Annotated in this window: 14 protein-coding genes, 2 pseudogenes and 1 riboswitch; of the genes and pseudogenes, 9 read left to right on the top strand and 7 right to left on the bottom strand. The window is 71.0% G+C overall.

The window, feature by feature from the left end; genetic code table 11:
* Positions 1-39 precede the first annotated feature (39 nt).
* The gene (locus ACTMTB_RS29100; RefSeq protein WP_441149360.1) at positions 40-8,139 is read right to left on the bottom strand and encodes a SpvB/TcaC N-terminal domain-containing protein; all 8,100 of its coding nucleotides are present in this window, start codon (positions 8,137-8,139) and stop codon (positions 40-42) included.
* 427 nt (positions 8,140-8,566) lie between these two features.
* Between ACTMTB_RS29100 and ACTMTB_RS29105 the strand changes: the two are divergent.
* The 5 genes and pseudogenes from ACTMTB_RS29105 (at position 8,567) to ACTMTB_RS29125 (ending at position 12,387) form a co-directional block, all read left to right on the top strand.
* A pseudogene (locus ACTMTB_RS29105) lies at positions 8,567-9,286 on the top strand (IS6 family transposase).
* Positions 9,287-9,552: 266 nt separating this feature from the next.
* A riboswitch (SAM riboswitch) is annotated at positions 9,553-9,664 on the top strand.
* A gap of 32 nt (positions 9,665-9,696) precedes the next feature.
* Positions 9,697-9,846, top strand: a complete 150-nt coding sequence (locus ACTMTB_RS29110) for a hypothetical protein (protein ID WP_350795522.1) — start codon at positions 9,697-9,699, stop codon at positions 9,844-9,846.
* 102 nt (positions 9,847-9,948) lie between these two features.
* A complete protein-coding gene (locus tag ACTMTB_RS29115; protein ID WP_441149361.1) occupies positions 9,949-10,809 on the top strand; it encodes an ABC transporter substrate-binding protein in 861 nt (286 codons plus the stop codon).
* A 43-nt stretch (positions 10,810-10,852) separates the two neighbouring features.
* Positions 10,853-11,644 (top strand): amino acid ABC transporter permease, encoded by a 792-nt coding sequence (locus ACTMTB_RS29120; RefSeq protein WP_441149363.1) that lies wholly within the window; start codon positions 10,853-10,855, stop codon positions 11,642-11,644.
* A complete protein-coding gene (locus ACTMTB_RS29125) occupies positions 11,641-12,387 on the top strand; it encodes an amino acid ABC transporter ATP-binding protein (RefSeq protein ID WP_357616323.1) in 747 nt (248 codons plus the stop codon). Before ACTMTB_RS29120 ends, ACTMTB_RS29125 begins: the two co-directional genes overlap by 4 nt.
* A gap of 28 nt (positions 12,388-12,415) precedes the next feature.
* Here ACTMTB_RS29125 and ACTMTB_RS29130 read toward each other — a convergent pair whose 3' ends face one another.
* From ACTMTB_RS29130 to ACTMTB_RS29150, 5 genes are all read right to left on the bottom strand, one after another.
* The gene (locus ACTMTB_RS29130) at positions 12,416-13,465 is read right to left on the bottom strand and encodes an NlpC/P60 family protein (protein WP_441149365.1); all 1,050 of its coding nucleotides are present in this window, start codon (positions 13,463-13,465) and stop codon (positions 12,416-12,418) included.
* 37 nt (positions 13,466-13,502) lie between these two features.
* Positions 13,503-13,988: a poly-gamma-glutamate biosynthesis protein PgsC/CapC gene (locus ACTMTB_RS29135; protein WP_154937278.1), complete on the bottom strand. Its 486-nt coding sequence runs from the start codon at positions 13,986-13,988 to the stop codon at positions 13,503-13,505.
* The gene (gene pgsB, locus ACTMTB_RS29140; RefSeq protein ID WP_441149366.1) at positions 13,988-15,226 is read right to left on the bottom strand and encodes a poly-gamma-glutamate synthase PgsB; all 1,239 of its coding nucleotides are present in this window, start codon (positions 15,224-15,226) and stop codon (positions 13,988-13,990) included. Before pgsB ends, ACTMTB_RS29135 begins: the two co-directional genes overlap by 1 nt.
* A gap of 1 nt (position 15,227) precedes the next feature.
* Complete coding sequence (locus ACTMTB_RS29145; protein ID WP_441149367.1) at positions 15,228-17,543, bottom strand: HAMP domain-containing protein; 2,316 nt, start codon at positions 17,541-17,543, stop codon at positions 15,228-15,230.
* A gap of 196 nt (positions 17,544-17,739) precedes the next feature.
* Positions 17,740-19,581 carry a gamma-glutamyltransferase family protein gene (locus ACTMTB_RS29150; RefSeq protein WP_441149368.1) on the bottom strand — a complete coding sequence of 614 codons (1,842 nt, stop codon included), beginning with the start codon at positions 19,579-19,581 and terminating at the stop codon, positions 17,740-17,742.
* 524 nt (positions 19,582-20,105) lie between these two features.
* On the opposite strand from ACTMTB_RS29150, the gene ACTMTB_RS29155 reads away from it, so the two are divergent.
* The 4 genes and pseudogenes from ACTMTB_RS29155 to ACTMTB_RS29170 all read left to right on the top strand — a co-directional run bounded on the left by ACTMTB_RS29155 (position 20,106) and on the right by ACTMTB_RS29170 (position 23,715).
* Complete coding sequence (locus ACTMTB_RS29155; RefSeq protein WP_441149369.1) at positions 20,106-20,717, top strand: DUF6230 family protein; 612 nt, start codon at positions 20,106-20,108, stop codon at positions 20,715-20,717.
* Between the two features lie 68 nt (positions 20,718-20,785).
* Positions 20,786-21,283: pseudogene (locus ACTMTB_RS29160) on the top strand (DUF6114 domain-containing protein); the annotation flags it as partial.
* A 116-nt stretch (positions 21,284-21,399) separates the two neighbouring features.
* Positions 21,400-22,392, top strand: coding sequence for a hypothetical protein (locus tag ACTMTB_RS29165; protein WP_441149371.1), 993 nt, complete (start codon positions 21,400-21,402; stop codon positions 22,390-22,392).
* Positions 22,393-22,992: 600 nt separating this feature from the next.
* Positions 22,993-23,715: a C39 family peptidase gene (locus ACTMTB_RS29170; protein WP_441149373.1), complete on the top strand. Its 723-nt coding sequence runs from the start codon at positions 22,993-22,995 to the stop codon at positions 23,713-23,715.
* A gap of 175 nt (positions 23,716-23,890) precedes the next feature.
* Here ACTMTB_RS29170 and tatC read toward each other — a convergent pair whose 3' ends face one another.
* Positions 23,891-24,844, bottom strand: a complete 954-nt coding sequence (tatC, locus tag ACTMTB_RS29175) for a twin-arginine translocase subunit TatC (protein ID WP_441149374.1) — start codon at positions 24,842-24,844, stop codon at positions 23,891-23,893.
* Positions 24,845-24,848: the final 4 nt, after the last annotated feature.

Here is a 24,848-nt window from a genome sequence, read left to right on the forward strand (position 1 = left end):
CACGGTCCCGGCTCAGAGGTGGAGATCTCAGAGGTGATGTCAGAAATTGAGGAATAGATTGGGGTGGTTCTTCTTGAGGTAGTTCAGCTCTTTCTTCGGCAGGACGCGCTGCTTGGGCGGGAGCATCCGATCCTTGATCGCCTTCGTGGGCCCGCTGCGGTAGTACTCGAGCAGCTCCAGCATGCCCTTGTTGAAGTAACGCGTGGACCCTTTCTGCTCCCTGCTGATCTTGCGCAGGTCGTAGAAGTCCCGGGTGAGGGTCTGGCGGAACGGCAGGTTGCGTTCCTTGATCTTGGTGATCAGGCCCTTCCACCCGTAGGTGCGGGTGAGTTTGTGGAATTTGCGCCACGCCAGCATCGCGCCGCCCTTGGCCCGGGGCGCGAAGTTCCGCGCGGCCTGGGGCATGTGGTGCGAGTCGAGGCCGGTGTTGCGGGCAGTCGGCTTGACCTTGCCGTGCGCGCCCGCGTCGCCGGGCTGGCCCTTGCCGACGACCTTCCCCTTCCCCTTCCCCTTGCCCACGGCGGACACGCCGCCCGCCAGCATGCCGAGATAGATCGACTGGATCACGACGTTGGCGTAGGCCTGGCCGCTCGCCTTAGCGTGCGCCGCCGCGGCCTCCTTGTCACCTAGCGAGTTCAGGTAGAGGGCCTGCTCGGCCTCCTGGTCGGAGGTGTAGCCAGCGCGCAGAGCAAGGGACAGCGGGTTGAACATGTTGACCACACCCAGCACGCCGTAGCCGCCGCCACCCTCCTCGTGGTAGGTCTCGCTGATTTGCACGCCGAGCTGCGCGAACCCGCGTGCCGGGGCGGTCGGGTCGACCCTCCTGACGAACACGCCGACGATCGCGTCCGTCACCTGCTCCAGCGCCTCGTCCAGGAAGCCGTCGAAGAAGTCGTCCCGCAGTCCGCGGGGCCGCCCCTCCTGCTCGCCGTCGAGCTGGTCGTCGGCCGGCTCGGACGGATCGACCTCCAGCCGCCACCCCGACTCGACCGAGCCCACCAGCGGCACGCCGTCGCCGGCGGACTCCAGGCCATCCTCGACGGGCACGCTCTCGTCGCCAGGCTCGCCGGCTCCGAACGCGCCCTCCATCTCGGCCAGCAGGTCCTCCAGCAGCGCAAGGTCGGCCGGGTCCAACGACTCGAGCTCCGCCAGATCCTCCGGGGTCAGCCCCAGATCCTGCGGCACCGAGGCGCCGTCGAGGTCGTCGAGGTCCTCGGCGCTCTCCTCCGGAGCCTGCGCGGCCTGAGGCGACGGGGTCGCGCCACCGAGGTTGGGGTCCTGCGCGGGCACCGCGTTCGGGGCGTCGGACGCCGTTGCCGCCGGAGCGGACGACGGCGGCTGCCCGGGTGGCGCGGGCGGCGGCGCGGCTGCCGCAGGGGCCGGCGGGCGCTTGGCCGGTGGCGGCACGATCACCGCGCCCAGCTCGCCGACCTCGGCGCACGGCTGCGGCGTGCCGTACGCGACATCCAGCGTGACAGTCTCGGTCGTCTCCCCGTTGACCACGGTGGTGGTGACGGTCAACCGCGCAGCGGTGGCCGTGGACAGGTCACCGGACATGTCCTTGAGCACACGCTCGGCGAGCGCACGATACGGTGGCTTCATGTCTGCGATTTGGTTGCGCAGCACGCTCTCCAGATTCGTACGCGCCGGAGGTGCGCCGGCCTTCTTGGCCGCCTTCGCCGGAGCGCGCTTTATCGAGGCGAGGCCGTCGGGGTCGCGGTAGACGATCGGATTGGAACGGCAGTACTCGTAGTGGTTGAGCGAGTCCGCCGGGCCGAGCGGATCCGGGCTCAGCCAGCGCCCGATCCACGCCGCGTAGTAGCGGTGGCCCCCGTAGTAGAGGCCGGTCAGGTCATCGCGCTCGGCACCCCGGAAGCGGTGGTCCTTGGCGCCCACGTCGCGCAGGTCGTCACCGGCGAGAAAGGAACTTCCGCCGTACGGGAAGAACTCCTCGTAGCTGACGACGCCCCCGCCGCCGTCGAGCTCCAGAACCGCCGAACCCATCTGATCGCCGAGCTGGTAGCGGGTGCGCAGCACGGCCGCGCCGGACGGAGCGGGCTGCACTTCGCGGGTGGCGGTGTCCACGGTCCAGCGGTGCACGACGGCCACCCGCTGATCCCCGTCGTCGACGTGGGACGAGATCCGTTCGAGCACCAGCCGCCCGCCACGGCGGATCCGGACGATCTCGCAGCCGTCGAGGTAGACCTTGTCGACGGTCTCGACCTCGCCGGTCTGCACGTCGACGACGCGCTGGCTCACCTTACGCACCCGCAGGCCGTCCGCGCCGTAGGTGTAGTACTCCGCGTCGTCGGGCCGGTTGGCCGCAGACCGGTCCACGATTACCGCGTGCCGTACCTGGTTCTCGTGCCCCCACTCGACGGCGGCCAGGTGGGAGAGCCTGCTCAGGTTGCCCACCGGGTCGAAGTGCCGCTCCGGGTCGGCGATCGGCACGCCGGCCGGGTCGAGGCTGGGCAGTGATCGGTTGGAGCTGCCCGAGGTCCAGAAGTCGGTGGTCCAGCCGCGGCTGACACCCTGATGGCGCAGCCGGGTCAGGTTGTTGGCGAGGTCGTAGGTGTAGTTCTGGGTGTAGCGCTCGACAGCCTGGCCGTTGTTGAGGCTCAGATGCCGGGTGCCCCGGTAGCCGCCCGGGGTGAACGAGCCCGCGCTGTAATCGGGTTCGAGCAGCGCCTGGTGCACCCGGCCAGTGGCCGAGACGAGCCGGTAGAGCGCGTCGTAGCGGTAGTCGCTGTGCGTCGACGCGGTCGACCCGGTCAGCAGGGGCGTGACCGCCAAGGGCTGCTGCGCGTGGTCGACGCTGTGAATGAGGTTGCCGACCGGGTCGTAGGTGTAGGCCAGGTCCTGCAGCGGCGTGCCGTCGGGGCGGTCGGCGGTGATCCGGGTGGTGCGGAACGTCTCCGGGTCGAAGTCGTGGCTGAGCCGCACCCCGTTGCCGAGCACCGCGCTGGTGCGATCGCCGCGGGCGTTGTAGACCGCCTGCGACAGCAGCGTCTGCTCGGGCGCAGAGCCGTCGAGCAGGGCCAGCCGTACGCGCGTGACGCCCCCCTCCGGCGCGTGGTCGAAACCGCGTCGGGTCCCGTCGGGCAGCACCCGCCACAGCACCCGTCCCAGCCCGTCGAAGCCCTGCTCGGTGACGTGCACGGTCGGGTCCATCAGCACCGAGGCCGGGTCGGCCCAATCTGGCCCGGTGACGTAGTCGGCGCACAGCTGCCGGGTGCTGCGCATCAGCGCGCCGTCCGGCGTGTAGTGCGTCACGACCAGCACACCTGCCTGGTCGCGGTGCCTGATCAGGCGGCCCCGGGCGTTGCGGGCGGCGGCGTCGGTGATGCCCGGATCCTCGCCGTAGAGCATGTCCTCGATCAGGCGGCTCGCCTGCCCGGAGCCGTCGTCCAGGCGCACCGTGATGGGGCGGTCGAGGTTGTCGAAGGTGGTGCGCAGGTGCACGCCGCGACCGTCCCAGCGGTGCACCGGGCGGCCCGCCGCGTCGGGCAGCAGCCACACCTCGCCTGCGTCGGCGCTGTGCTGGTGCAGCAGCCTGCCGTCGAGGTCACGGGTGTAGGTAAGCGCCACGATGCCCCGCGGGTCGATGACCTGCCACGGCTCGCCGTGGGCGTCCAGCCTGGTCTGGGTAACCACGTCCTGGGCTGACGCGCCGAACTCGGCCCCGGTGTTCTCGACCTGGCGCACCTGGCGGCCGAGCGGATCGAGCATGACCACCAGCGGGGTGCCGGCGTGCTCCTGCGCCGTGCGCAGCGCCTCCTTTGCCGGCTCGCCATCGGGCAGGGCCTCCCGGGACACCCGGTAGAGCGACTGCTGCACGGTGTCGTTGCGATCGTAGTGGCTGCTCTGCCACGGCAAGAACACGTTGCGCGCGTGGCTGCCGTCGGGCTCGTCGACCCGGACCACGCGGCCCACCGCGTCGTAGCCATGTGACCGGGCGACCCCCACCAGGGTGGTCTCCAGGTCCGGGGTGGCGCTGAACCAGGGCTCGTATTCGCGGACGGGATGCTGGCGGGCGTCGTGCGTGATCGTGCCCGAGGTTAGCCAGCGACCGGCGGACATCAGCGACTTTGCCTGCGCGGCGCGGCCGAAGCCGTCGAGATGCAGCACGGAGACCTGCCTGCGGCCGGACTCGCCCGCGCCGGATGCGGTGCCCGTGCCGGGTGCGGTGGGCGTGTCTCCCACGCCTGGTGCGGTGGGCGGGCCGGTTCCGTCGTGGACCAGGCGCTCCCTGGCCACCCGCACCATTCTCGGCGCGATGCCCAGGTTCCAGGAGCCGACGTCGTAGGCGGTGACCTCCCCGGCCTGGTCCAGCCCGGCCGCGCCGAGCACGGCGCCCGCGTCGGCGAGCAGGGCGTCGACCACGTCGGCCGGGTCGCCGGAGGGCCAGGACACCACCATCGGAAGTGGACCGTCACCGTAGGGCAGGACCGTCGCGCCACCTGACCCACCAACTGTGCCGTCTGACCCGGCACTCGCGCCTGACCCGGCACCCGTGCTGCCGAGGGCCAGGACGCTGCCCCGGCTGCCGCGCGCCACGATCACGCCGAGCGGGTCGTGGCGCACCTCCTCGACGGCGCCGTTCGGGTCGGTCAACCGCTTCGGGGTGCACAGGTGATAGTCGACGGCCGCCGAGCTGCGGTTTCCGGCCGAGTCGACCTGCTCGACGGGCTCGAGGTGGTAGGCGTCGTAGCGCAGCACCTCCGTCGCCCCGTCCCACCGGATCGTGCCCGCGGGCTGGGCGAACTCCGCCGCGGGCGTATGCGTGCGGACGGGCTCCGACCGCCACCAGAAGCCCTCTCGCAGCCGGTAACCGAGCCCGTTGAGCAGCGAGTCGTCGACCCTGGTCCGATCAGGAGTGTTCAGCGCCCCGGTCACCTGGGCCGGGGTGAAGCAGGCGATCTCCACGTGGTGCGGCAGCGCCGGAGCGCCGACCTGGCCCGACGGCAGTGCCGAGGCCCGGTCGGTGGACCAGTAGCTGTGCCGTGTGCGGCCGGCGACGCGCGCCGTCACCACCGGACCGGAGCCACGCGGTGCCGGTGCCGTCGCGGGCGGGGGCAGCGGCTGGTGCGGCAGGAGCGGGCTCGCCACCGCTGCGGTGACCGCGGCGATGAGGGCGTCGACCGGCCAGGTGTCACCGGGCGCCGCGCCAGACAGGGCCAGCTCGAAGCCGGTGCCCTGGGCGGGCAGGCCGCATTCGAACCGCTCGGCCATGTCGATGTTGATGACGTGCAGCTGCTGGGCGGTCGCCACCGCCGTGGCCTGCGGCGGGAGCCGGTCCGGACCCGGGCGGCGGGGGCAGCCCACCTCGACGGCGAGCAGCACCGTGCCGTACTGGTCGACCTCGGCGTTGACCTGGTGCGTCACGCGGGGGTCGAACGGCTGCTGCTCGTAGACGTGGTGCACGGTCTCGCGGACGTGGGTGCGCAGCACCGCGGGCTGTGCCGGGCCTCGCCCCGGCGGGGTGCCCGGTTGCAGGAGCCGGGCACGGTGGTGCGTCTGCGTCACGTGGCAGGGATGCGGAGCGCGCTCGCCCGACGGGGTGACCGCGTACGTCTCGACACGGACGACCCGGCCGGCGAGGCCGCGCAGGCCCGCCGCGACGTCGTCCGCGTCCAGCACGCCGGACTCCGCCACGGTCGCCGATGGCAGGGTGACCAGCCCGGGATCGGCGCGGTAGCCGTCCGCGAGGCTGCGGTGCCAGTCGGCGGCGCCGGTGTGCGACCAGGTGCGCACGCAGGAGACGGCCACCGGGTCACCCTCGGCCAGCGGGTCCGCGGCGGTGTCCGCGTCATAGCGGTCAACCAGGGCGAATCCGCGGAACTCCTGCTCGTCACCGTCGAAGTGACCGTCGTGGTAGTCGTACCGGCTGACGGCCCGCTGGCCGAGCACGTGGTCCAGCAGCTCGCGGCGGTCGACCACCACCGGGTGATGGGGCAGCCTGGTGTGCCAGTCCCGGCCCGCCGCGCGATCGCGCACCAGGTGCCGCACCGACGAGCCGTAGTGCAGCCGGATCTCGCCGCCCACCGAGTTCGTGACGCCGGTGAGCAGCCGGGGGGGCACCGGACCCGCCAGCGGGGCGCAGCGCACGGGGGCGGACTGGCCGGGCAGGGGGGAGGACCACACCAGGCAGGGGCGGCCGTCGCCCAGGAAGTCGAGCACGTCGACCGCGGCGAGCCGGTCCAGGTAGGGCATCCCCTGCATGGCGGGCAGCGGGAGGAAGCCGTTGCCGGCGGCGTTGATCCAGCGGCGCAGCTCGCCCCGGCCGAGGTAGATCAGGTCGGCGGTGCCACTGCCGTCGAGGTCGACGAAGCGCAGCCGGGCGGGGTCGAACCCGCCGTCGGGCTCGAAGACCGGGGCGCCGTCCATGGTCACCACGTCGCCGAACCGCCCGTGGCCCAGCTGCGGCCAGTAGCGCACGCTGCCGTTGCGCACCTGCACCAGGTCGACCAGCCCGTCGCCGTTCATGTCGACGAGGAACAGGCCCTTCTCCGGCGCTTCCAGCACGGCGGGCGGCGCGTCAACGCCCGCGCTGCGGCCCACCCCGGCCGGTGCGCCGAAACCGTGCCCGCCGCGCGCCTGCCCCGAATAGCATGTCAGCCCGGAAGCGCCCGCGACCAGCAGCTCGGCCAGGCCGTCACCGTCGACGTCGAGCCAGGTGCCCGGCCGCGCCAGGCCGTCGGTGCGGGGCATCGCCGCGAACGGGCGGTGTCCGGACCAGCGGCCTGTCGTGCGGTCCAGCGACGCCGCGCCCGCCCAGCGACCGGACACGCTGACCAGGTCGGTGTTGCCGTCGCGGTCGAAGTCGCCGAGGCTGGCGCTCGCCCCGGCCCGGGTGGGCCGGGCGGCCAGCAGCACCTGCGCCCCGAGCCGGCCGCCACCGTCGTTGGGTTTGTAGTACCAGGCGTCGGGGGTCTCGGTCAGCAACCCAGGCAGCCCGTCGCCGTGCAGGTCGATCCAGCGGCTGCCCGGCTCGGCCAGCCCGTGCGGCGCGTTTCGCAGCGAGTCGGCCGGCACGTCGGCGAAGTCCGCCGTCACCTGCGCGGCCGAGTAGGCGAACTCCAGCGGGGGCAGCGAGCGGCGCGAGACGGCGCCGCCGTCATGGCGTACCCCCGTGTGGACGACCCGGACCAGCGTCGTGCCCGCCGGCTGCTCGTCGTAGCCGAAGGAGGTCTCGCCGACCAGCGCGGCCTGCGGTCCTAGCTCGGCGAAGCGGTGGAACATCAGCACCCGGCGGCACAGCCGGTGGGTGCGAAGATCGAACCCCGGCCGGTACGAGGAAAACGGGTCGAGCCGCGCCGGCCACGTCCCTGACGGCAGCGGCCGGTCGTCGGCATGGTCGCCGTAGTCGAAGACCGCCTCGAACAGCCAGGAGTTGCCTTGAGGCACCGCCTCGTCGGGTCCGAACGGGACGGTGTTGCCATAGCGGACGCTCGCCGGATGCCGCTGCGGCCAGCCGTCGCGGCGCGAGTGCGATCGCGCGGCCGAGGTGCACTGCACCACCCCGGCCTGGTCCTCGGCCCGGTAGACGAAGTGCACGACGTTGCCGTGCGAGTCGTGGCGCGACTGGGGCAGCCAGGCGTAGACGCGCTCGGGCTGGTCCGGATCGGAGATCTGCGCGGTGGCCTGCCGGCCGAAGACCGTCACCACGTCGTGCCGGTCACGCATCCGCCAGTGCTGCTCGCCGTCGGCGCGCACCCATCGCTCCAGCCGGACGGGCCCGATGTCCGCGCGCGTGTGGAAGAACTGCACCCTGTACGGCCCAACCGTCGCCGTCCGCCGCCGCCACCCGGACGGCTGGGCCGGCTCGAGCGCGGGGACGAGATCGCAGTCGCCGTAGCGGTAGCCGTCGCTGTCGTCATAGCTCGGCAGGCGCCGCCTCAAACTCCTGGTGACAGGGGTCATGCCGGCGAGGGACCAGCCCAGCCCGAAGATCGAGTTGGCACCGCCGGAGCTGTAGGACAGGGCCAGCGACGGACCGTGATCCGCCCGGCCCTCCGTCAGCGGCAGTGGCACCCGGACCGAGGCGGCACCGGTGAAGGGATCGACGTCGACGTCGTGGGCGACGTGCAGATCGGCGAGCTCGGTGCTGATGACGGTGAACGGAGCGGCCTCGTCCACGACACCCTCCCCGGCTGTACGCGATGCGACAGCAGTCGCTCGTGCGCAAAGTATTGTCTCCGGGCGATACCCGGTCTCGACAGGGTCAGCTGTCTGACAGACCTCTGACCGAGTGGCTGACGCGCTCCGGCTCATGATGCGCCCGCGCTCCGGCAGTCCGTTACCTGGACAAGAGCCGGAAGTCCATGGAGTACGTTTCCAACTCGGTCCATGCTCGACCTTCGCACCGGCAGGCCCAACGCCCCAACCAGCTCCGTTCGCGTCATCGGGCCCTCCGCAGAGTCTGCCCCGGTTGCGCGGAGGCGGATTGTTGGGATCTTGTGTCACTCGATGTTGAGGAAAGTGGCATGGGGCGACGGGGCTACCCGCCGGAGGGGTCTGTTGCGTTGCCCGTGTCCATGTCCAGGGACCGAGGCAGGCTTGACGGGTGAAGCGGTCGAGTCCTCGTCGTCCCTGGTCGCCGCCGAAGTCGGCGTTCACCGGGTTCCGGTTCCCCGCGGAGGTGATCGTCGTCGCGGTCCGCTGGTACCTGCGCTACAGCCTCTCCTACCGGGACGTGGAGGAACTCCTGGCTGAGCGCGGTGTCGAGGTCGACCACGTCACCGTGTTCCGGTGGGTACAACGGTTCACCCCGCTGCTGGCCGACGCCGCCCGGTTCGCCCGCCACTCCCCCGGTGATCGGTGGTTCGTCGACGAGACCTACGTCAGGGTCAACGGCGTGTAGCGCTACGTCTACCGCGCGATCGACCAGCACGGGCAGGTCATTGACGTGCTCGTCTCGGCCCGCCGTGATGCCGCCGCGGCCCGGCGGTTCTTCCAGCGGGCGCTGAAGGCGCTGAAGGTGACGCCCAGCGAAGTCGTCACCGACGCCACCCCGGTCTACCCCGCCGTGCTCGACGACCTGATCCCCTCGGCCTTGCACCACGTCGAGCAGCACGCCAACAATCCGATCGAGGCCGACCACAGTCAGCTCAAGCACCGGTTACGACCGATGCGCGGGCTCCGGACCGACCAGACCGCACAAGTGATCATCGCCGGACACGCATTCATCCAGAACCTCCGCCGCGGACACTACGAACTCGGGCTCGACAGTCAGCCCAAGCTCCGAGTCGCTTCGGCGTTCAGCGACCTCGCCCGGGTCATCTGACGCGGACCCGACCCGGGCGTACCGCGTCTCCCGATCAGATAACGCAACGGCACCGCGACGGGCGCGCCGGTGTCCCCACCCTGGCACCGGCTGGTGCGGCGCGCGGCGGCCAATTCCGCCGTGGTGGCCTGCGCCGCCGAGGGCGGTGGTGGTGGCGAGCACTGCCCCTCGAGACGCCCGGGTGACGGTGACCGGTAAGGGGCGGACGTGAGGGCCGTCATAACGGCTGGACGATCGGCCCGGCCCTGCTGCTAGCCTTCTCGGCAGGTCATGAGCGCCAGCGTCAAGCCCCGGCTCGCTGGCCGGCAACCCTCCTCCACGGTGGGGTGCTCCGGGTGAGGACCAGGCACCGGTGTGGCACCGGTGCAAGCGTGGCCTGGTTCCCAGGTCAGCACCGACCCAGGAGAACCATGTCTGCTGATCTTTTCGCCCCGCCCGTCGGCGGCGCCGTGCCCGCGGCCCCGTCCGACGCGCCGGCTGCCGGCCTGATGCTGGTCAAGCGGCGACACGTCGACCTGATGCGGGTCTGCAGCGACGGCTGTCGCCGCCCGACCGCGTAGTCGACGACCCCTTCCTCGTACCACCCGCAGCGGTGTGCCGGTCCGGCACGCCGTCTCCCGGCGCGCCTGTGTGCCCGCCGACCGATCGATCCGGAGACACCTGTGCGATTCCTTCCCGCTCTGTCCAAGGTGGCCGCGCTCGGCGCCGCCGCCGTCCTCGCCGCCACCGCGCTGACCGCCTGCGGCGACGACTCGTCCGAGGCCGCCGACAACCCCTACGGCCTGCTCCAGCCGGGCGTGCTGCGCGCCGGCACGCTGACCGACGCACCGCCGAACGTGTACCTGAAGGACGGCACGTTCACCGGCTTCGACAACGACCTGCTCACCGCGGCCGCGGCGAAGGTCGGCCTGAAGGTGGAGTTCGTCGGGACCGACTTCTCCGCGCTGCTGTCCCAGGTCAACAACCGCAAGTTCGACATCGGCAGCTCCTCGATCACCATCACCGAGGCGCGCAAGAAGACCGTCGACTTCGGCAACGGCTACGACTTCGGCTACTTCGGCCTCGACGTGCCCGCCGGTTCCCCGATCACCAGCTTCGACCAGCTCGCCGGCAAGCGCGTCGTCGTCGTGCAGGGCACGGTGCAGGACGACTACGCCACCGGCCGGAACCTCGACCCGGTCCGGGTGCCCGACTACAACGGCGCGATCAACCAGCTCAAGGCCGGCACCGCCGACGCCTGGATCGCCCCCGCCGAGATCGGCGAGAAATCGGCGGCGGACAGCAACGGCAAGATCACCGTGGCGGCCAAGCAGCTCAGCCCCGCCCCCACCGCGTACGCGTTCGCCAAGGGCAACGACAAACTGCGCGAGGCGCTGAACAAGGGCCTCGACGAGGTCATCGCCGACGGCACCTGGACCCGGCTCCAGGCGCAGTACTACCCGGGCCGGCCGATCCCGGCCGACTTCAAGCCCGGCAGCGGCACCGTCGCGTTGCCGGCGGCGTCGGCATCGACCACCTCCTGACGGTACGGATGACGAGCGAGCAGGGCGGACGGGGACGAGACCGATGGACACCTTGAGCAACCTCTGGGAGACCTTCTTCGACGGGGACTCGATGCGCGAGGCGCTGCCCGAGATGCTGACCGTCGGGCTGCCCAACACGCTGATCCTGGCGATCTCCGCCGCCCTGCTCGGCTCGATCCTCGGCATGCTGCTGGCCATCGCCGGCATCTCACGTACCCGATGGTTGCGGTGGCCGGCGCGGGTCTACACGGACGTCTTCCGCGGCCTGCCGGCCGCGGCGACCATCCTGCTCATCGGTGTCGGCCTGGCGCCGCTGGGCATGGAGGTGTGGGGACCCAACCCGTACCCGCTGGGCATCCTGGCGCTGTCGCTGATCGCGGGCGCGTACATCGGGGAGATCTTCCGCTCCGGAATCCAGAGCGTCGAGGCCGCGCAGCTCGAGGGGGCCCGGGCGCTCGGCTTCTCCTGGGGTGAGGCGATGCGGCTGGTGATCATCCCGCAGGGCGTACGCCGGGTCCTGCCGGCCTGGGTCAACCAGCTGATCGCGTTGATCAAGGACTCCAGCCTGGTCTACTTCCTCGGCCTGGTGGCCAGCCAGCGGGAACTGTTCCGGATCGGCCAGGACTACGCCGCCACCACCGGCAACGAGTCGGCGCTGCTGCTGGCCGGCCTGTTCTACCTGGCGTTGACCGTGCCGCTGACCCACGCGGTCAACTGGATCGACCGGCGGCTGCGCCAGGGCCGGTCGGTGACCGTCGACCCCGACGACGACGGCGGGCTGGCCCTGGCCGGCGAGACCGCCCTGCCCCCGCAGACCGGAAAGGACCACCGATGACCGGCACCGCCACCACCACCTCGGTCAGCCTCGCCGTCCGGGACGTCCACCTCGCCTTCGGCGCCAACCGGGTGCTGCGCGGCGCCGACCTGGACGTCGGGCGCGGCGGCACCGCCTGCGTGATTGGCCCCTCCGGCTCGGGCAAGTCCACCTTGCTGCGCACCATCAACCGGCTGATCGAGCCGGACCGGGGTGACGTGCTGCTCGACGGGCGCAGCGTGCTGCGCGACGACCCGGACGCGCTGCGCCAGCGGGTCGGCATGGTCTTCCAGCAGTTCAACCTCTTCCCGCACATGAGCGTGCTGCGCAACATCACATTGGCGCTGCGCCGGATCAGGAAGCTCTCCGAGGACGAGGCCGCCGCGGTCGCCCGCGCCCAGCTGGAGCTGGTCGGGCTGGCCGGCAAGGCGGACTCCCGACCGGCGCACCTGTCCGGCGGGCAGCAGCAGCGGGTGGCCATCGCCCGGGCGCTGGCGCTGCAACCGCAGGTGATGCTCTTCGACGAGGCCACCTCGGCGCTCGACCCGGAACTGGTCAAGGGCGTCCTCGCGGTGATGGCCGACCTGTCCGCAGGCGGCATGACCATGGTGGTGGTCACCCACGAGATGGGCTTCGCCCGCGAGGTCGCCGACACCGTCGCCTTCATGGACCACGGCGTGGTCCTGGCAGCCGGGGAGCCGGCCGCGATCTTCGAGGCGCCGGAGCACCCCCGGCTGCGCCGCTTCCTGTCCCAGGTGCTCTGAGCAGCGGCGGACACCCCGGCGGGGCCGGTCAGAGCCGGCGGGCGGTGAGCCACCTGTCCGGCCAGTAGCCGACCCCGTCCAGCAGGGGTGCACCGGAGACGTCGCCCATGGTGGGACCGTCGGTCTGGGACCGGCTGGAGATGAAGCGGTGGTGCCCGCCGTCGTCGATGCCGAGGTAGATGCCGGAGTGGTCGATCTGGCGGTTCGGTACCGGCTGGGCGTTGAAGAAGACCAGGTCACCGGGGAGCAGCTTGTCGATTCCGCGGGCCCGCTGGCCCGAGTTGGGCATCAGCTGAACACCCGGGCCCAGCTCCGCCATGGCGTACGCTCGGCGCGGAAGACCCTCACCCGGGGTGTTGGTACCGCGCAGCGGATATCCGAGCCGGTGACCGTAGACCATCCGCAGGTAGCCGGAGCAGTCCAGGGCCAGCTTGCGCTGCGGCTCGGGCACCGCCGCCTTGCCGTCCAGGAACGACCAGGGCAGACCCAGGTAGTCGTAGAAGTCGGAGCGCTCCTGACGGCCGTCGGGGTCCGCCGGGTCCGGCGGCCCGAACGAGGCGTCTCCGGAATACTGCTGTCCCTGGTTGTCCCGCTTCACCGGGGCCCCGTCGACGTACTCGAAGGAGATCGCCAGCACGTCCGGCGAGCGGTCCCGGCGGGCCGCGGCGAACCAGTCGATGAACCACTGCTCCTGTTCGGCGCCGGCCCGCCACGGCTGCGGCGCGAGCCGGACCCACATGTCGGTCTCGACCTTCGCGTCCGTGAAGCTCGGCTCCTCGAACGTCCGGGACGGACCGTAGATGTGCGCGGTCCGCGCGCCGTCGGTCATGACCGCGACCGGCTCCCCCGACGAGTCGATGATCTCCGTACGGTCCGGTTCGGACGACCGCTGGTAGTGGTAGCCCGACGCGCCGGCCGCCTGGCCCTCGGTCGCCTTTGCCAGGCCCAGGGTCAGCTCGCGTTCGTCGGCCGGCGACGGCCGGGCCACCAGGTAGGTGAGCATGCTCGCGGTGATCAGCAGGACGAGCCCGATGACGCTCGACACGGCCGGCCTGCGGAGGTACCTGCGGTAGCTCATTCCTGCTTCTCCTTTCAGTGACGTTTGCGAGGAAGGGTCAGGTCACCGGCACGAAACCCGCGACCACGCCGCTGTACGTAATGCCGAACGTGATCGCCGTCACGATGACGGTGGCCAGGATGGTCGCCCTGGGCGGCTGGCGCACCAACTGGTAGGCGATGAGGCCGGGGATCACGAAGCCCAGCGTCTGGTGGGCGAACAGCAGTGGCAGGTCGCGCTGGACGAGCACGAACATGGTCAGCTGCAACAGGACGCTGACCAGCACGATGGCGGCGAACAGCCGCTTCCCGTACAGGATGATGACCCGGTGCATCAGCCGGGCGATGAGGTAGGTGACGATGGTGACCCCGACCACGATCACCGACTGGAGCTGGTCCTCGATGAGGGTCAACGCGATCCAGCCCGGGGTGATCATGCCCCCGGGCGAGAGGTTGGTGGTCAGGTAACACAGCAGGGCGAACACCAGCCCGATGCCGAGGCTCGCCGTGGCCAGCTGGGCGCTGAGTTCTCCGCCGAACGTCATCACTGGCTCCCTTCTCCGGTGGACGTACGAAGGGTGGAGGCGGAGGGAGAGCCGTCCTCACAGGTCCAGCCCGGCAGTGTCGCCAGCTGGTGGACCAGCACCTCACCCTGCCCGTGGATGTTCCCGACGGCGACGATCGAGGAGTCGTCCGGGGTCGCCGCGCTCACGCCCTGCAGCAGGCTGTCCGGGTCCGGTTTGCCGCCGAGGTCGACCACCCGGTCCTGCAGGTCCGCGGGCACGGTCGTCCGGGCACTCTTGGTGACCTCTCCGATCAGGACGATGGTCTCCGGTCGCACCCGGCCGCTCAGCTCGCCCATCTGCCCGTTGCGCTCGATCCGGTCCGGCCGGCAATTGATCACCATCGTCAGCGGCCGGGTGATGAGCTGCTGGTCCTCCAGTTGCTGGATGTTCATGAAGGTCGACTCGGGGTCGTTGGCGGCGAAGATGTTCGCGAACCGGAACCGCTTGTCGCCGTGCATCACCCGGGCCACGGAGAGCACGCCCGGGTCGGGCGGCGCCTCCCACATGCCCCGCAGCGCGCTCTGCCGGTCGACGCCCAGTTCGCCGGCGACGGCCAGCGCGATCGCGACGTTCTCCTTGAAGGTGATCCAGCCGAAGCCGTTCATCTCGTGGTCGCTGACCGATTCCGGGTCGACCGCGATCAGGCGGCAGTCCCGCCGGTCGGCCTCCTCCTGCAGGATCGCGAGCCGTTCCCGCTCGGCGGTGATGCAGGTGCCGCCGATCGGCATGGACCGGCTCAGCGACCGGGCGACATCGTCCAGGGTCGGCCCCATCTCGGCGAGATGGTCCTCGCGCACGTTGCACAGCACCCCGATGTTCGACCGGATCAGCTTGCTCTGATTGACCTCCTGCAGCGCCGGCATCACCGCCATGCACTCCATGACCAGAGCGTCCGGGTGGTAGACGGCGGCCCGCCGCACGATGCCGATCTGCTCGACCACGTTGGCGATGCCGAACTTGCGGTGCACCGGCTCCTCGCTGGCGTCCGGAAAGATGAACCGGGCCGCCGTGCCGGTGGTCTTCGCCACCACCACCCGCCCACCGCCACGCAACGCGCCGGCACAGAGCCGGGTGATCGAACTCTTGCCCCGAATGCCGTTGACCAGCACCCGGTCCGGAATCATGTTCAGGTTGCGATAGTGGTTACGCTGCTCGACCATCCCCGCGCCGAACAGGGCCACACAGCAGAGGACGAAAACGACGTAGAGGTATACCACGTCAGCTCCTTTCGTCTCGGTCGTCGGCGCGGGTGTCGGCACTCTCGCTGTACCAGAGGGTGGCCCGACCGGCTTCGGGCTGCGGCGGGACCTCGGGCAGCACGACGGTGCGGTCCTCCTCCGTGCCGCGCAGCCGGCTCGCACCGCCCAGCCGACTGGAGCCGGTGTGCCGGACCTGGCGGCAGACCTCCAGGCACATCGCCAACGCCCCGATGTCGTCGTGGCGTTGCGGCGAGATCGGCTCCTCCACGTCCCCGTCGCTGATCCGGTCGGCCTGCACGGCGAGGCGGCGCAGTGGCCGCGCGAAGACGAAGTACTGCCACGTCTGGGTCAGCAGCACCACGCCCGTCGTGGCACCGGCCACGAGCAGCGTCCACCGCCGGCCGTCGCTCTCCGGCAGCCGCAGCCCGGCCAGGTCCTGCTCCACGACCAGCGACCACTTCAGCGGAGCGACGGTGTTCGGCTTGTTCAGGCCGGCGGCGGCGATCAGTGCCGGCCTGCCGTCCGGCGTCTTCGCCATACCCACGGTGCCGCCCTTCAGCGCCTCGGAAGCGGCCACCCGGGCGGTGCCCTCCAACTGCTGGAAGGCGCGGAAGCCGTTGGAGTCGAAGACGGTGCGCAGGTCCTCGTCGACGACCCGTACCTGCCCGTCCACCGCCCGGATCATCTCCAGCAGGTAGTCGATGTCGAACTCGCCGACGGTCGCGACGCCGTTGGGAGCGACCCGGAAGGCGTACACCAGCGGCACGCGCGCGGTTGCGCCGTCCAGCTCGATGCCGGTCTCACCGCGCAGCGGCTCCTTGCGCAGCGGGTCCCGTCCCGCGGCGCTGACGACCGATCCGTTCGGGTCCATCAGGTAGAGGCTGCGGAAGCGGTGTTTGTCGGCCAGCTCCTGCTTCAGCTGCGGGGCCAGTTGAGCCGGGTCGGGCGTCACCTCCGATGCCTGGGAGATCCGGGTAACCGTCTGCAGGCCGTTGTTCAGCGCCTTGCCCATCACGTTGCTCGCCGCCTCGGCCCTGCTCTCCTCGTCCCGGACGAGTTGGTTGGGGATCTGCGGCTCAGGTGACCTCAGCGTGTAGGCCACCGCCGCCGCCGGCCAGAGCAGCGCCACGACGGTGGCCAGGGCCAGGCCCTGGTTCGCGGTCGGTCGCCACCGCCACCGCCAGCGCTTCCGGCCGCCGGTGCCGGACGATGGATCGTCGGACGTGAGGGACAGTGCCCGGGCGATGCGGTGGGCCTCCGCGATGCGCAACGGGTACCGCTTGCCGGGGACCTCACCGCAGGCGTCAGCCTTGGCCCGCTCCAGCAGCGACCGGACCGGGCTGACCAGCGCCAGCCGCATCAGCAGGAAGCTGGGCACCGCCATCGCCAGCAGGGTCAGGCCGAGCAGGAAGCCGTGCAGGGTGGAAGTGCCGCCCGTCTCCTCGGCGACGATGAGGGTCGCCACCGTCGCCCCGGTCTCCCCCACCGGAGCGGAGGAGACGACCAGTTGCTTGTTCAGCCACTCCGTCACCCGGATCGGGTGGCCCTCCGTGGACTGGGACTGCGCCAGCCCTTGGAAGACCACCGGCAGGTGGACATCGGGTACGGCGCTGACCCCCTGCATCAGGGTGCTCTTGCCGTCCGGTGTGATGACGAAGATGCCCTGTCGGGCGTTGGGGTTGAGGCGGAGTTCGTCCACGTCGAGCGGTTGGGTCGCCAGCAGCGTCCGCGAGCCGTCCAGCGCGACGCTGCGGACCAGCGTCGGCCCGTCCGGAGTGGTGATCGGGAACGTGTCCTTGGCGGGAAGCGTCGGTGGCAGCAGCTCCATCGGTACGCCGGTGCCGGCGGTGGCCAACGGGCGCCGCGAGGCGGTCTCCACGATCACGGCCCCGGTCCACTCCGTACCGTTGCCCACCACCTGCTTGACGAACTCCGGGTCGGGGGTCGTCGGGGGCCGAGCCGCGATGCGCTGGTCGAGGTCCTCCACGTAGTGGTTGATGGTCAGCCGCATGCTGGAGGCGACCTTCGACACGTTGTCCCGCTGCGAGTCGACGACGGCCGGGGGGACGCCTCGTTGGTTGTTGATGGCGAATCCGAGCACGATGGCGGCCGCCAGACCCATGATCGCCCAGAGATACAGCAGTGACGGCTTACCGGAGCCGGCGGGAAAGCCGGCTGCCGGGAGCTGCTGGTCCAGCGCGCGCCGCCGCCACGGGACCGCCTGTTCCTGTGGTGGGTCCGACGGCACTGACGGCACGGACGCGCGTCCGCGGAAGGGCTGCTGATCGCGACCCCGGTCGGGGGCGGGCTGCTCGCCTCCGTTCTTGCTCTTCATGGCGACCCTTCGCTCTCGGCGACATCGGAACTTGCGCGTCGTGTCGATCATCGAACTCGGCAGGGTGAGGAGACTTCACCCGACCGGGATGAACTCGGCGGGGGTCGAATCCGCGTCGCGGCCACGTCGAGCGGTGGCACCAGCGTGGCGGCCGGCGGGGTGAGGGCGGCTCATACCGCGGAGGTGAACCGGTACGTCAGCGCCCGATCGCGCTGCCGTCGCGGCGCTTGTCCGCCGCGCCGAGCAGTTGGTCGCCGCGTACCTCGATCGCGGTGAGACCGCTGTCCAGTGCGATGAGCCGGGGACACGGATGCTCCCGGACCACGAGTTCGGCCATGATCGCGCTGATCCGCCGGCCCGCTTCGAGCTCGGAAGGCGCCCCGACAGACCCCCCGCACTTGCGCGTGATGTCCTGCCCGCTGAAATGCCCCTGGTCGATGGCCTCGGCCGGCCCCATGCCGTCGACGATCACACCGACCAGCGCCTGGGTCACGTAGTCCGGGATGTGCGAGCCGCCGGCCGCGCCCACCACCAGCTTCAGCTGCCGTCCCTGTTCATCGAGGACGATGGTCGGCGCCATCGACGCCGTGGGGCGCTTCTTCGACTGCATGACGTTCACCGGCTTGCCGGGGGAGACCGACGACGTGTCGGTGAAGTTGTTCATCGCGTTGTTGAGGATCATCCCCCGCGCCTCGATGTGCGCTCCGAAGTGCGTGTTGATGGTGGTCGTCATCGAGATGGCGTCGCCGTCGCTGTCCACGATGCTCACGTTGCTGGTCGGGTCGCCGACGTCGATGGTGCTCGGGACGTCCCCGGTGGGCCCGGGAGGGATCCGCTCCGGCGGCTCTCCCGGCCTGATCGGGTCGATCGCCCGGTCCGGAGAATAGAGGGAAAAGCGCTGGTCGAGATACTTGCTGTCCAGCAGACCGGCCGCCGGCACCTTGTGGTAGGCCGGGTCCCCGATGTACGCCCGACGATCGAGGTTCGCCAGGCGGCTGGCCTCGACGAAGAGGTGCATGCGATCGGCCGAGTCCGGCTCACTCTCGCCCACCTTGCCGCGGTCGAGCAGGCCCAGCATCTCCAGTACGGACACTCCCCCGAACGCGGGCGGCGCCGACGTGCACACCAGCACGCCCAACACCTTCCGGCACAGCGGTTTGCGCTCGACGGCGGCGTATTCGGCGAAGTCCTCGGCGGTCATGAGAGTGGGGATCACGACCGGTCCGGCGGTGTTTCCCTTGAGCTTGATCGGGCCCTTGGCCGCGTGCTGCACGATCGCCGGGGCGATCTTGCCGTTCGGGTCGTAGAAGGCGTCCGCCCCGCCGTCCCGCACCTCCCGCAACACCTCCGCGATCTCCGGGTTGCGAATCGTCGTACCCGGCTTCTTGGCCTTGTCACCGTTGCAGTAACGGGGGCGCAGATCGGGGTAGTTGCAGCGCTTGCGCCCGTTGTTGCGCTCGTCGAGCCCACTGCTCAGGGCTTCCGGCATGGGGAAGCCGTTCGCGGCCAGGTTGATGGCGTCGTCGAAGAGCTCGTCCCAGGGGAGGTCCCCGTACACCTCGTGGACGTCCGCAAGCACCCGCAGCGTGCCCGGGACGGCGAACGCCCGGGCCGTCGCCGACGCCGCGTACGGGAAGCGGTCGACACCGAGCGCCTTGCGCTCCTGCTCGGTGGGACTCATCAGGTTCTGCGGCACGTTCTTCGGTGCTCGGGACATGCCGTCGAAATACCGCACGGTGTGTTTGTCGGGATCCCAGTAGTTGATGAGCGTGCCACCGGTCAGCCCGGAGGCGTGTGGCTCCACGACGGCCAGGACCGCCTGCACGGCAACCGCCGCATCCGCGGCCGTGCCGCCCTTGGCGATGATTTTGCAGCCGGCCTGGACCGCGAAGGGATTGGCCGCCGCCACCATGAACTTCCGTCCCACGGCGTCGGCCTCCCGGCCGGTGGTGGGATTCGCGCACGAATCGGCACGCGCCGCAGCCGTGTTCGCTCCGGTGACCGCTGACGACAGGGCCGGAAAGACGAGCGTCAGCACCAGCGCGGACAGGTAGAGGCGCCGCTTCCGTGCGTACATACAACAACCTCCCGGGATTGATGCCGCGGCCTCGGAACACGAATCTGCTCGGATCGCGTGAGGCCTTCGCCCTGCTGTCCGTTCCGAAGGGACGGCTCCCGCCGTTGGCTGGCACATTCGGTTGCACGCGGGCACAGTCGTCGACGCACCGACGTGGAGAGGCAGTCGACACCGGCATCATGGTTCTCGTTCGGGTGACCCCGCAGGGCATCGCGAGAAGTCGTGGCCGCTGGGACGAGGGTGTCGAAGGTGGCACCGGGCAGTACGGCGAACGGACCGCGGCGCGTCGAGCCCACCCGGAACGTCTAACGCTAGGTGACGAATCCGCACCCGGCTGTCTACAGCGTGTTAGCGTCGGGGTGGCGGTGCCTGCTGGCGCACGCGCAGGGACGGCCCATCTCGGCCTCCGTCATCGCCCAGCTGGCCACGAGCCCTCGTTGGCGCTCGTCCGACCACCGGCACGACATCCACCCTGAGGAGGAACCGTGCAGGAGAGGTCCGACATCCCAGGACGTACCCGCTGGCGGCGCTTCGCCGCCCTGGCGATCCCGGCGACCGCGGTCGCCGGCGCGATCGTGCTCGGCATGGCCAACGGCGCCATGGCCGCCTCGTTCGCCGTGTCCGGGCAGACGTTCAAGGTCTCCGCCTCGGAGCTGCGCGGCGAGGGCTTCGTCCAGTACGGCGGCGTCGCCACGGAGGTAGACGGGACCAGGCATCCGGTGGCGACCACCGGTATCCGCAGGGCGCAGCTCTTCGACCTCTGCCAGTCGGTGAAGGCGCCCGGCGCGCCCGTCGTGATCACCATCAACGCCGGCGGCGGTGGCCGGCCGGCCACCGCCACCGACCTGCTGATCGACGCCGAACAGCTCGAGGGTGACGCCCGGTTCACGAACATCCAGATCAATCGGGACGCGTCGACCCTCGAGGGCGGCCCCCCCAACGCGAGGGGTCCCCGGGGGACGTTCGGCCAGCAGGCCGACACCGTCACGATCACGAACCTCCGCCAGGTGGCCCGCTCCACCGAGGCCCGGACGTTCAACCTCACCGGATTGAAGCTGAAGGTCAGAACGGGCGCGGCCGCCAAGGAGTGCTTCTGAGCTGACCACCGCCCCGCTCTCCGTGTGGCGGGGGCTGCGCTCGACCCCTCACTCGGCAGGAGGCATGGGTGGACAACGGCGAACCGCGGAACGCCCGGCCGGAGCGGCTCCGCGACCTGCGCGGCTTCCGCCGCTGGCGGCGGACCCGACCATTCTGGGGCGGCCTGTTCACCGCACTGGCCGGTCTGCAGATCTTCGGCACCACCCAGATGTCGCTCGCCGGTCTCACTCTCCAGACGGGGACGACCGGCTTCCTGTCCTGGCTGATCCCCACCATCCTGGTGACCTGTGGGCTGCTGATGTGGTTCAAGCCCCCACACCGGGTCCTCTACGCCGTGGTCGCCGCCGTGACCGCGCTCTTCTCGCTGATCGGGGTGAACCTCGGCGGCTTCTTCGTCGGTCTGCTGCTCGGCCTGGTCGGCAGCGCCCTCGGCTTCGCCTGGACGCCGGACACCCCGCCGAGCGCCGCACCGGCCAGCGAGCCGGCCGGCGCGGCAGGGACGCGCGACGAGCCAGCGGACGACGCGGCCGTGCCCGACGAGGCCGCGGGCGACGAGACGGCGCGGCCCGGGACGCCGGCGGACGGGACGGGGCCGGACCAGCCCAGGCCAGGTGCGGGAGCTGACCTGTCGGCCCCCGACGCTGCCCCCAGCACGGGCAGCCGGCCCTCGTCGACGAACTGATGTTCGGCCGGGACAGCCTGGGGCTGCACCTCACCCGGCCGTCGCCCGGCGCGTACCAGGAGTCCGCTGCGGCCCTGAGGCTCTGGCCGGCCGAGCGGACGAAGCCCGAGCAGCCGGGGCCCCCACAGCGCGGCCTACGGTTCTTCGCGGCACTGCTGGGGCTGCTCGGGATCTCCGCCACCGTGACGCTCGCCGCGCCCGGCCCGGCGAGGGCGTCGGCCGTACCCGCCCCGGCTCGGGACGGACCCACCTGCCCGACCGAACCGGCGCCGGACGGGCCGGCCGGCTCGTCCTCGATCAGCCCGAGCGGGTACGCCAGGGCGAACCGGAACGTCCTCGGCCTCGGCGGCCTCGGCGGCCTCGGCGCGTTCCACGGGGGCCAGGACGACGAGGAAAGTGCCCGGGCGCAGTCGGAGCGTGCGGCTGCGCCCGGCCCGCCACCGCTGTCGACCCTGCTGGCCGCCAGCTCCGGGCCGATCGTCCTGGCTCTCGACTGCGCCCGCCCCGAGCCGACCCCGGCCGCCCCCGGGGCCGGGAGAACCTTGCCGCGGATCCCCGCCGAGCCCGGCCAGCCGCTGGTGGCGAAGAGCCCGGTCCACCTGACCGGCTCCACCATGACCATGACGGGGCTGCGGATCGAGGGAATCGTCGAGCTGCCCACCGCCGGCGGCACCCTGCGGGCCTTGAAGTTCAGCATGGATCGGGTGATGACCGACGACGCCCGACTGCGCTCGCCCGGCCCGGCGGGCCGCACCATGCGGGTCGCCACCGATCAGCTGACGCTCAGCGGCGAGGTCGCCGTCTACGCCACCCGATTCGTCGGACGAATCCTCGGCGTGACGATCACGCTGAGCCCGGACCTGCCGCTCCCCCCGGGGATCGCCACCACCTCGCCGGGCCCGGTCACGTTCAGTGGCGTGGCAGTCGACCTGGCCTTCCTGGACGGCCACTCGCTCACCGCCCGGCCAGCGCTAAAGCTCAGGGTGAACTGACGACCACGAGGTTGCTCCGGGCAGCGCTGGACCCCTCGTCAGCCCCCCGGGATGCGGTCCTCACCGCCGGGCGCAGTCGGGCCGAGGGACGCCCTGCGGGCACCGTGGCTCACGTACGCAGCCTGACTGTGCCGGCAGGCCGTCCGGAGCCACGACGAGGCGGTGGGCGGCCGGAAGACCCTATCCCCGCCCACACACCGAGGACACCGGCGAGGCCGCTAAGTCGTCAACGAGGCCGATCCGGCTCGTGCGACGCCCCGCTCGATGACCACCTCCACCGGCCAACAAAATGCCGCCCGTCAGGCCTCACGGAAGGCCCACTGGACCAGGACAATCCGCGCATCGGTGCATAGCCGCCCGCCCGCCGCGTGGGATGACCCGGCTCCGACATCCCTCACGTCGCACCCGGTCCCACCGCCATCTTTCGCACCAACCCCCGCGCGGCCCGGCCCCTTCTACTCCTCCTGCGGGATTTCCGCGCGTGATCGGGCAAAGCCGGCCGGAACCCCCGCTACTCGGGTAGTGTCGCGCGTTTTCGCAGACCAGGCCCGGGTAAGCGGCGGGCGAAGGCCGGTAAGACCAGTCGAGGGGAGCATCACGATGAATTCCCTGTTCCGTAAGAGCGTGCTGTCCGTTGCCGTGCTGGCCAGCGGCGCCTTCACTGGTTCGGCGATCGCCGCCCAGGCGTCCGCCGATCCGATGACCCCGTCGCATCCAGCCCCGGTGCAGAGCGTGCCCGCCTCCGCCGACCAGCCCCCGCCGCCGCCCGCGCCCCCGCCGGCTCCTGCGCAGGCGCCTCCGCCGGCTCCTCCGCCCGAGGACGGTCAGCGAGTGCTGCACTACGACTATCAGCGGCAGCCGAACGAGTACTACTGCGCACCCGCCGCGACCCGGATCGCCCTGTCCACGCAGGGCAAGGTGGTGAGCCAACGTGAGGTCGCCGACAAGCTGGGCACCACGCAGGCCGGCACCGACTCGGTGGACGCCACCACCCGGGTGCTCAACGAGATGACCGCCGGCGGCTACGAGACCACCGAGATCCAGGGCGCCGAGGCCGACCCGCAGCAGGAAGCCGAGCTGCGTACCGACGTGGTGGAGGCGGTCGACGCCAACCGTGGCGTGGTAGCCAACATCATGGGCACCTCGGTCGACACCGAGGGCAACCGCTACTCGTACGAGGGCGGACACTATCTGACCATCGTCGGATACCGCGACGGCGGTGACACCATGAAGGTCGCCGACCCGTACGACCCGACGAAGACCTACTGGATGACCGACGACAAGCTCGCCGACTGGATCGCCGCGCGCGGCTACTCGAGCTAGCCCCGATCAGGACGTTCCCGCCGGCCGGGTCCCGAACAGGGGCCCGGCCCATGCCTGTCCCGACCCGTCGCCGTTCCCTGACCCGGCGGCTCTCGTCGTTCGGCGGGGATGACACGGCGACGCCGCCCCCGGCAGGCGGAGGCGGCGTCGTGGACAGCCCGGGGCGCGGAACCCGTCAGGTCATGTCGTCGAAGCGTCGGTCGATCGGGGCCGGCGCGGCGACCGGCGCCGGCGCCCCGACCGGCCCGGAGAAGTCCACGCCGGCGGACGCCTCGACCGGCTCGGGGTCCAGCTCCAGCGGCGACACCTCGTCGTCGCTGAGGTCGGAGTAGCTCTCCTTGCCCCGACCCCGCCGCCTGTCGTTGATGAAGGCCACCCCGACCGCGGCGAAGTAGAGCGCGCAGAGGCAGATCGCCAACGCCGTCATGCCGAACGGGTCGGGGGTCGGCGTGACCACCGCCGAGAAGGCGAAGAACACGAAGACCGCCACCCGCCACCAGCTCAGCAGCTTCCGCGCGCTGGCCAGGCCGACGAAGTTGAGCATCAGCACGATCAACGGGAACTCGAACGCCACCCCGAACAGCAGGATCAGGTTGGTGACGAACGAGATGTACCGGGTGACCTCCAGCGTCGTGGAGATGTCGTCACCCGAGACGTCGAGCAGGAACTCCAGGCCCTTGGTGGTGACGAAGAACGCCAGCACCGCACCGGCCGCGAAGAGCGGCGCGGCGAGCGCCGTGAAGACGTACGCGTACCGCCGCTCGTTCCGGTGCAGGCCCGGCGCGATGAACGCCCAGAGCTGGTAGAGCCAGACCGGTGCCGCGATGATCAGCCCGACCCAGAGGCCGATCTTCAGGTTCAGCAGGAAGACGTCGGCCACACCGAGCTGGACGAACTTGCAGAGCCCGGTCTCGGGGTCCTTCGCCTGTGGCAGGTCACAGTAGGGCTTGGACAGCAGCTCCCGGACCGGCGTCGCCAGCCAGATGCCGAAGCCGAAGCCGACCAGGATCGCCAGCGAGGCGCGGAAGAGACGGTTGCGCAGCTCACGGATGTGCTCCATGAGCGTCATGGAGCCGTCGGCGGCCCGTTCGAAATCGCTCGGGCCGCGCTTGCGAAGCGCGAAGGCCACGGTG

The organism is Micromonospora sp. L32, from assembly GCF_052068055.1.
GTDB classification, from domain to species: domain Bacteria; phylum Actinomycetota; class Actinomycetes; order Mycobacteriales; family Micromonosporaceae; genus Micromonospora; species Micromonospora purpureochromogenes.

Bases quoted from the DNA above. Each gene is read 5' to 3' on its own strand.
- ACTMTB_RS29145 (WP_441149367.1), bottom strand. From the start codon at position 17,543: ATGAAGAGCAAGAACGGAGGCGAGCAGCCCGCCCCCGACCGGGGTCGC.
- ACTMTB_RS29125 (WP_357616323.1), top strand. From the start codon at position 11,641: ATGACCGGCACCGCCACCACCACCTCGGTCAGCCTCGCCGTCCGGGAC.
- ACTMTB_RS29135 (WP_154937278.1), bottom strand. From the start codon at position 13,988: ATGACGTTCGGCGGAGAACTCAGCGCCCAGCTGGCCACGGCGAGCCTC.
- ACTMTB_RS29120 (WP_441149363.1), top strand. From the start codon at position 10,853: ATGGACACCTTGAGCAACCTCTGGGAGACCTTCTTCGACGGGGACTCG.
- ACTMTB_RS29165 (WP_441149371.1), top strand. From the start codon at position 21,400: ATGTTCGGCCGGGACAGCCTGGGGCTGCACCTCACCCGGCCGTCGCCC.
- ACTMTB_RS29170 (WP_441149373.1), top strand. From the start codon at position 22,993: ATGAATTCCCTGTTCCGTAAGAGCGTGCTGTCCGTTGCCGTGCTGGCC.
- ACTMTB_RS29110 (WP_350795522.1), top strand. From the start codon at position 9,697: ATGTCTGCTGATCTTTTCGCCCCGCCCGTCGGCGGCGCCGTGCCCGCG.
- ACTMTB_RS29130 (WP_441149365.1), bottom strand. From the start codon at position 13,465: ATGAGCTACCGCAGGTACCTCCGCAGGCCGGCCGTGTCGAGCGTCATC.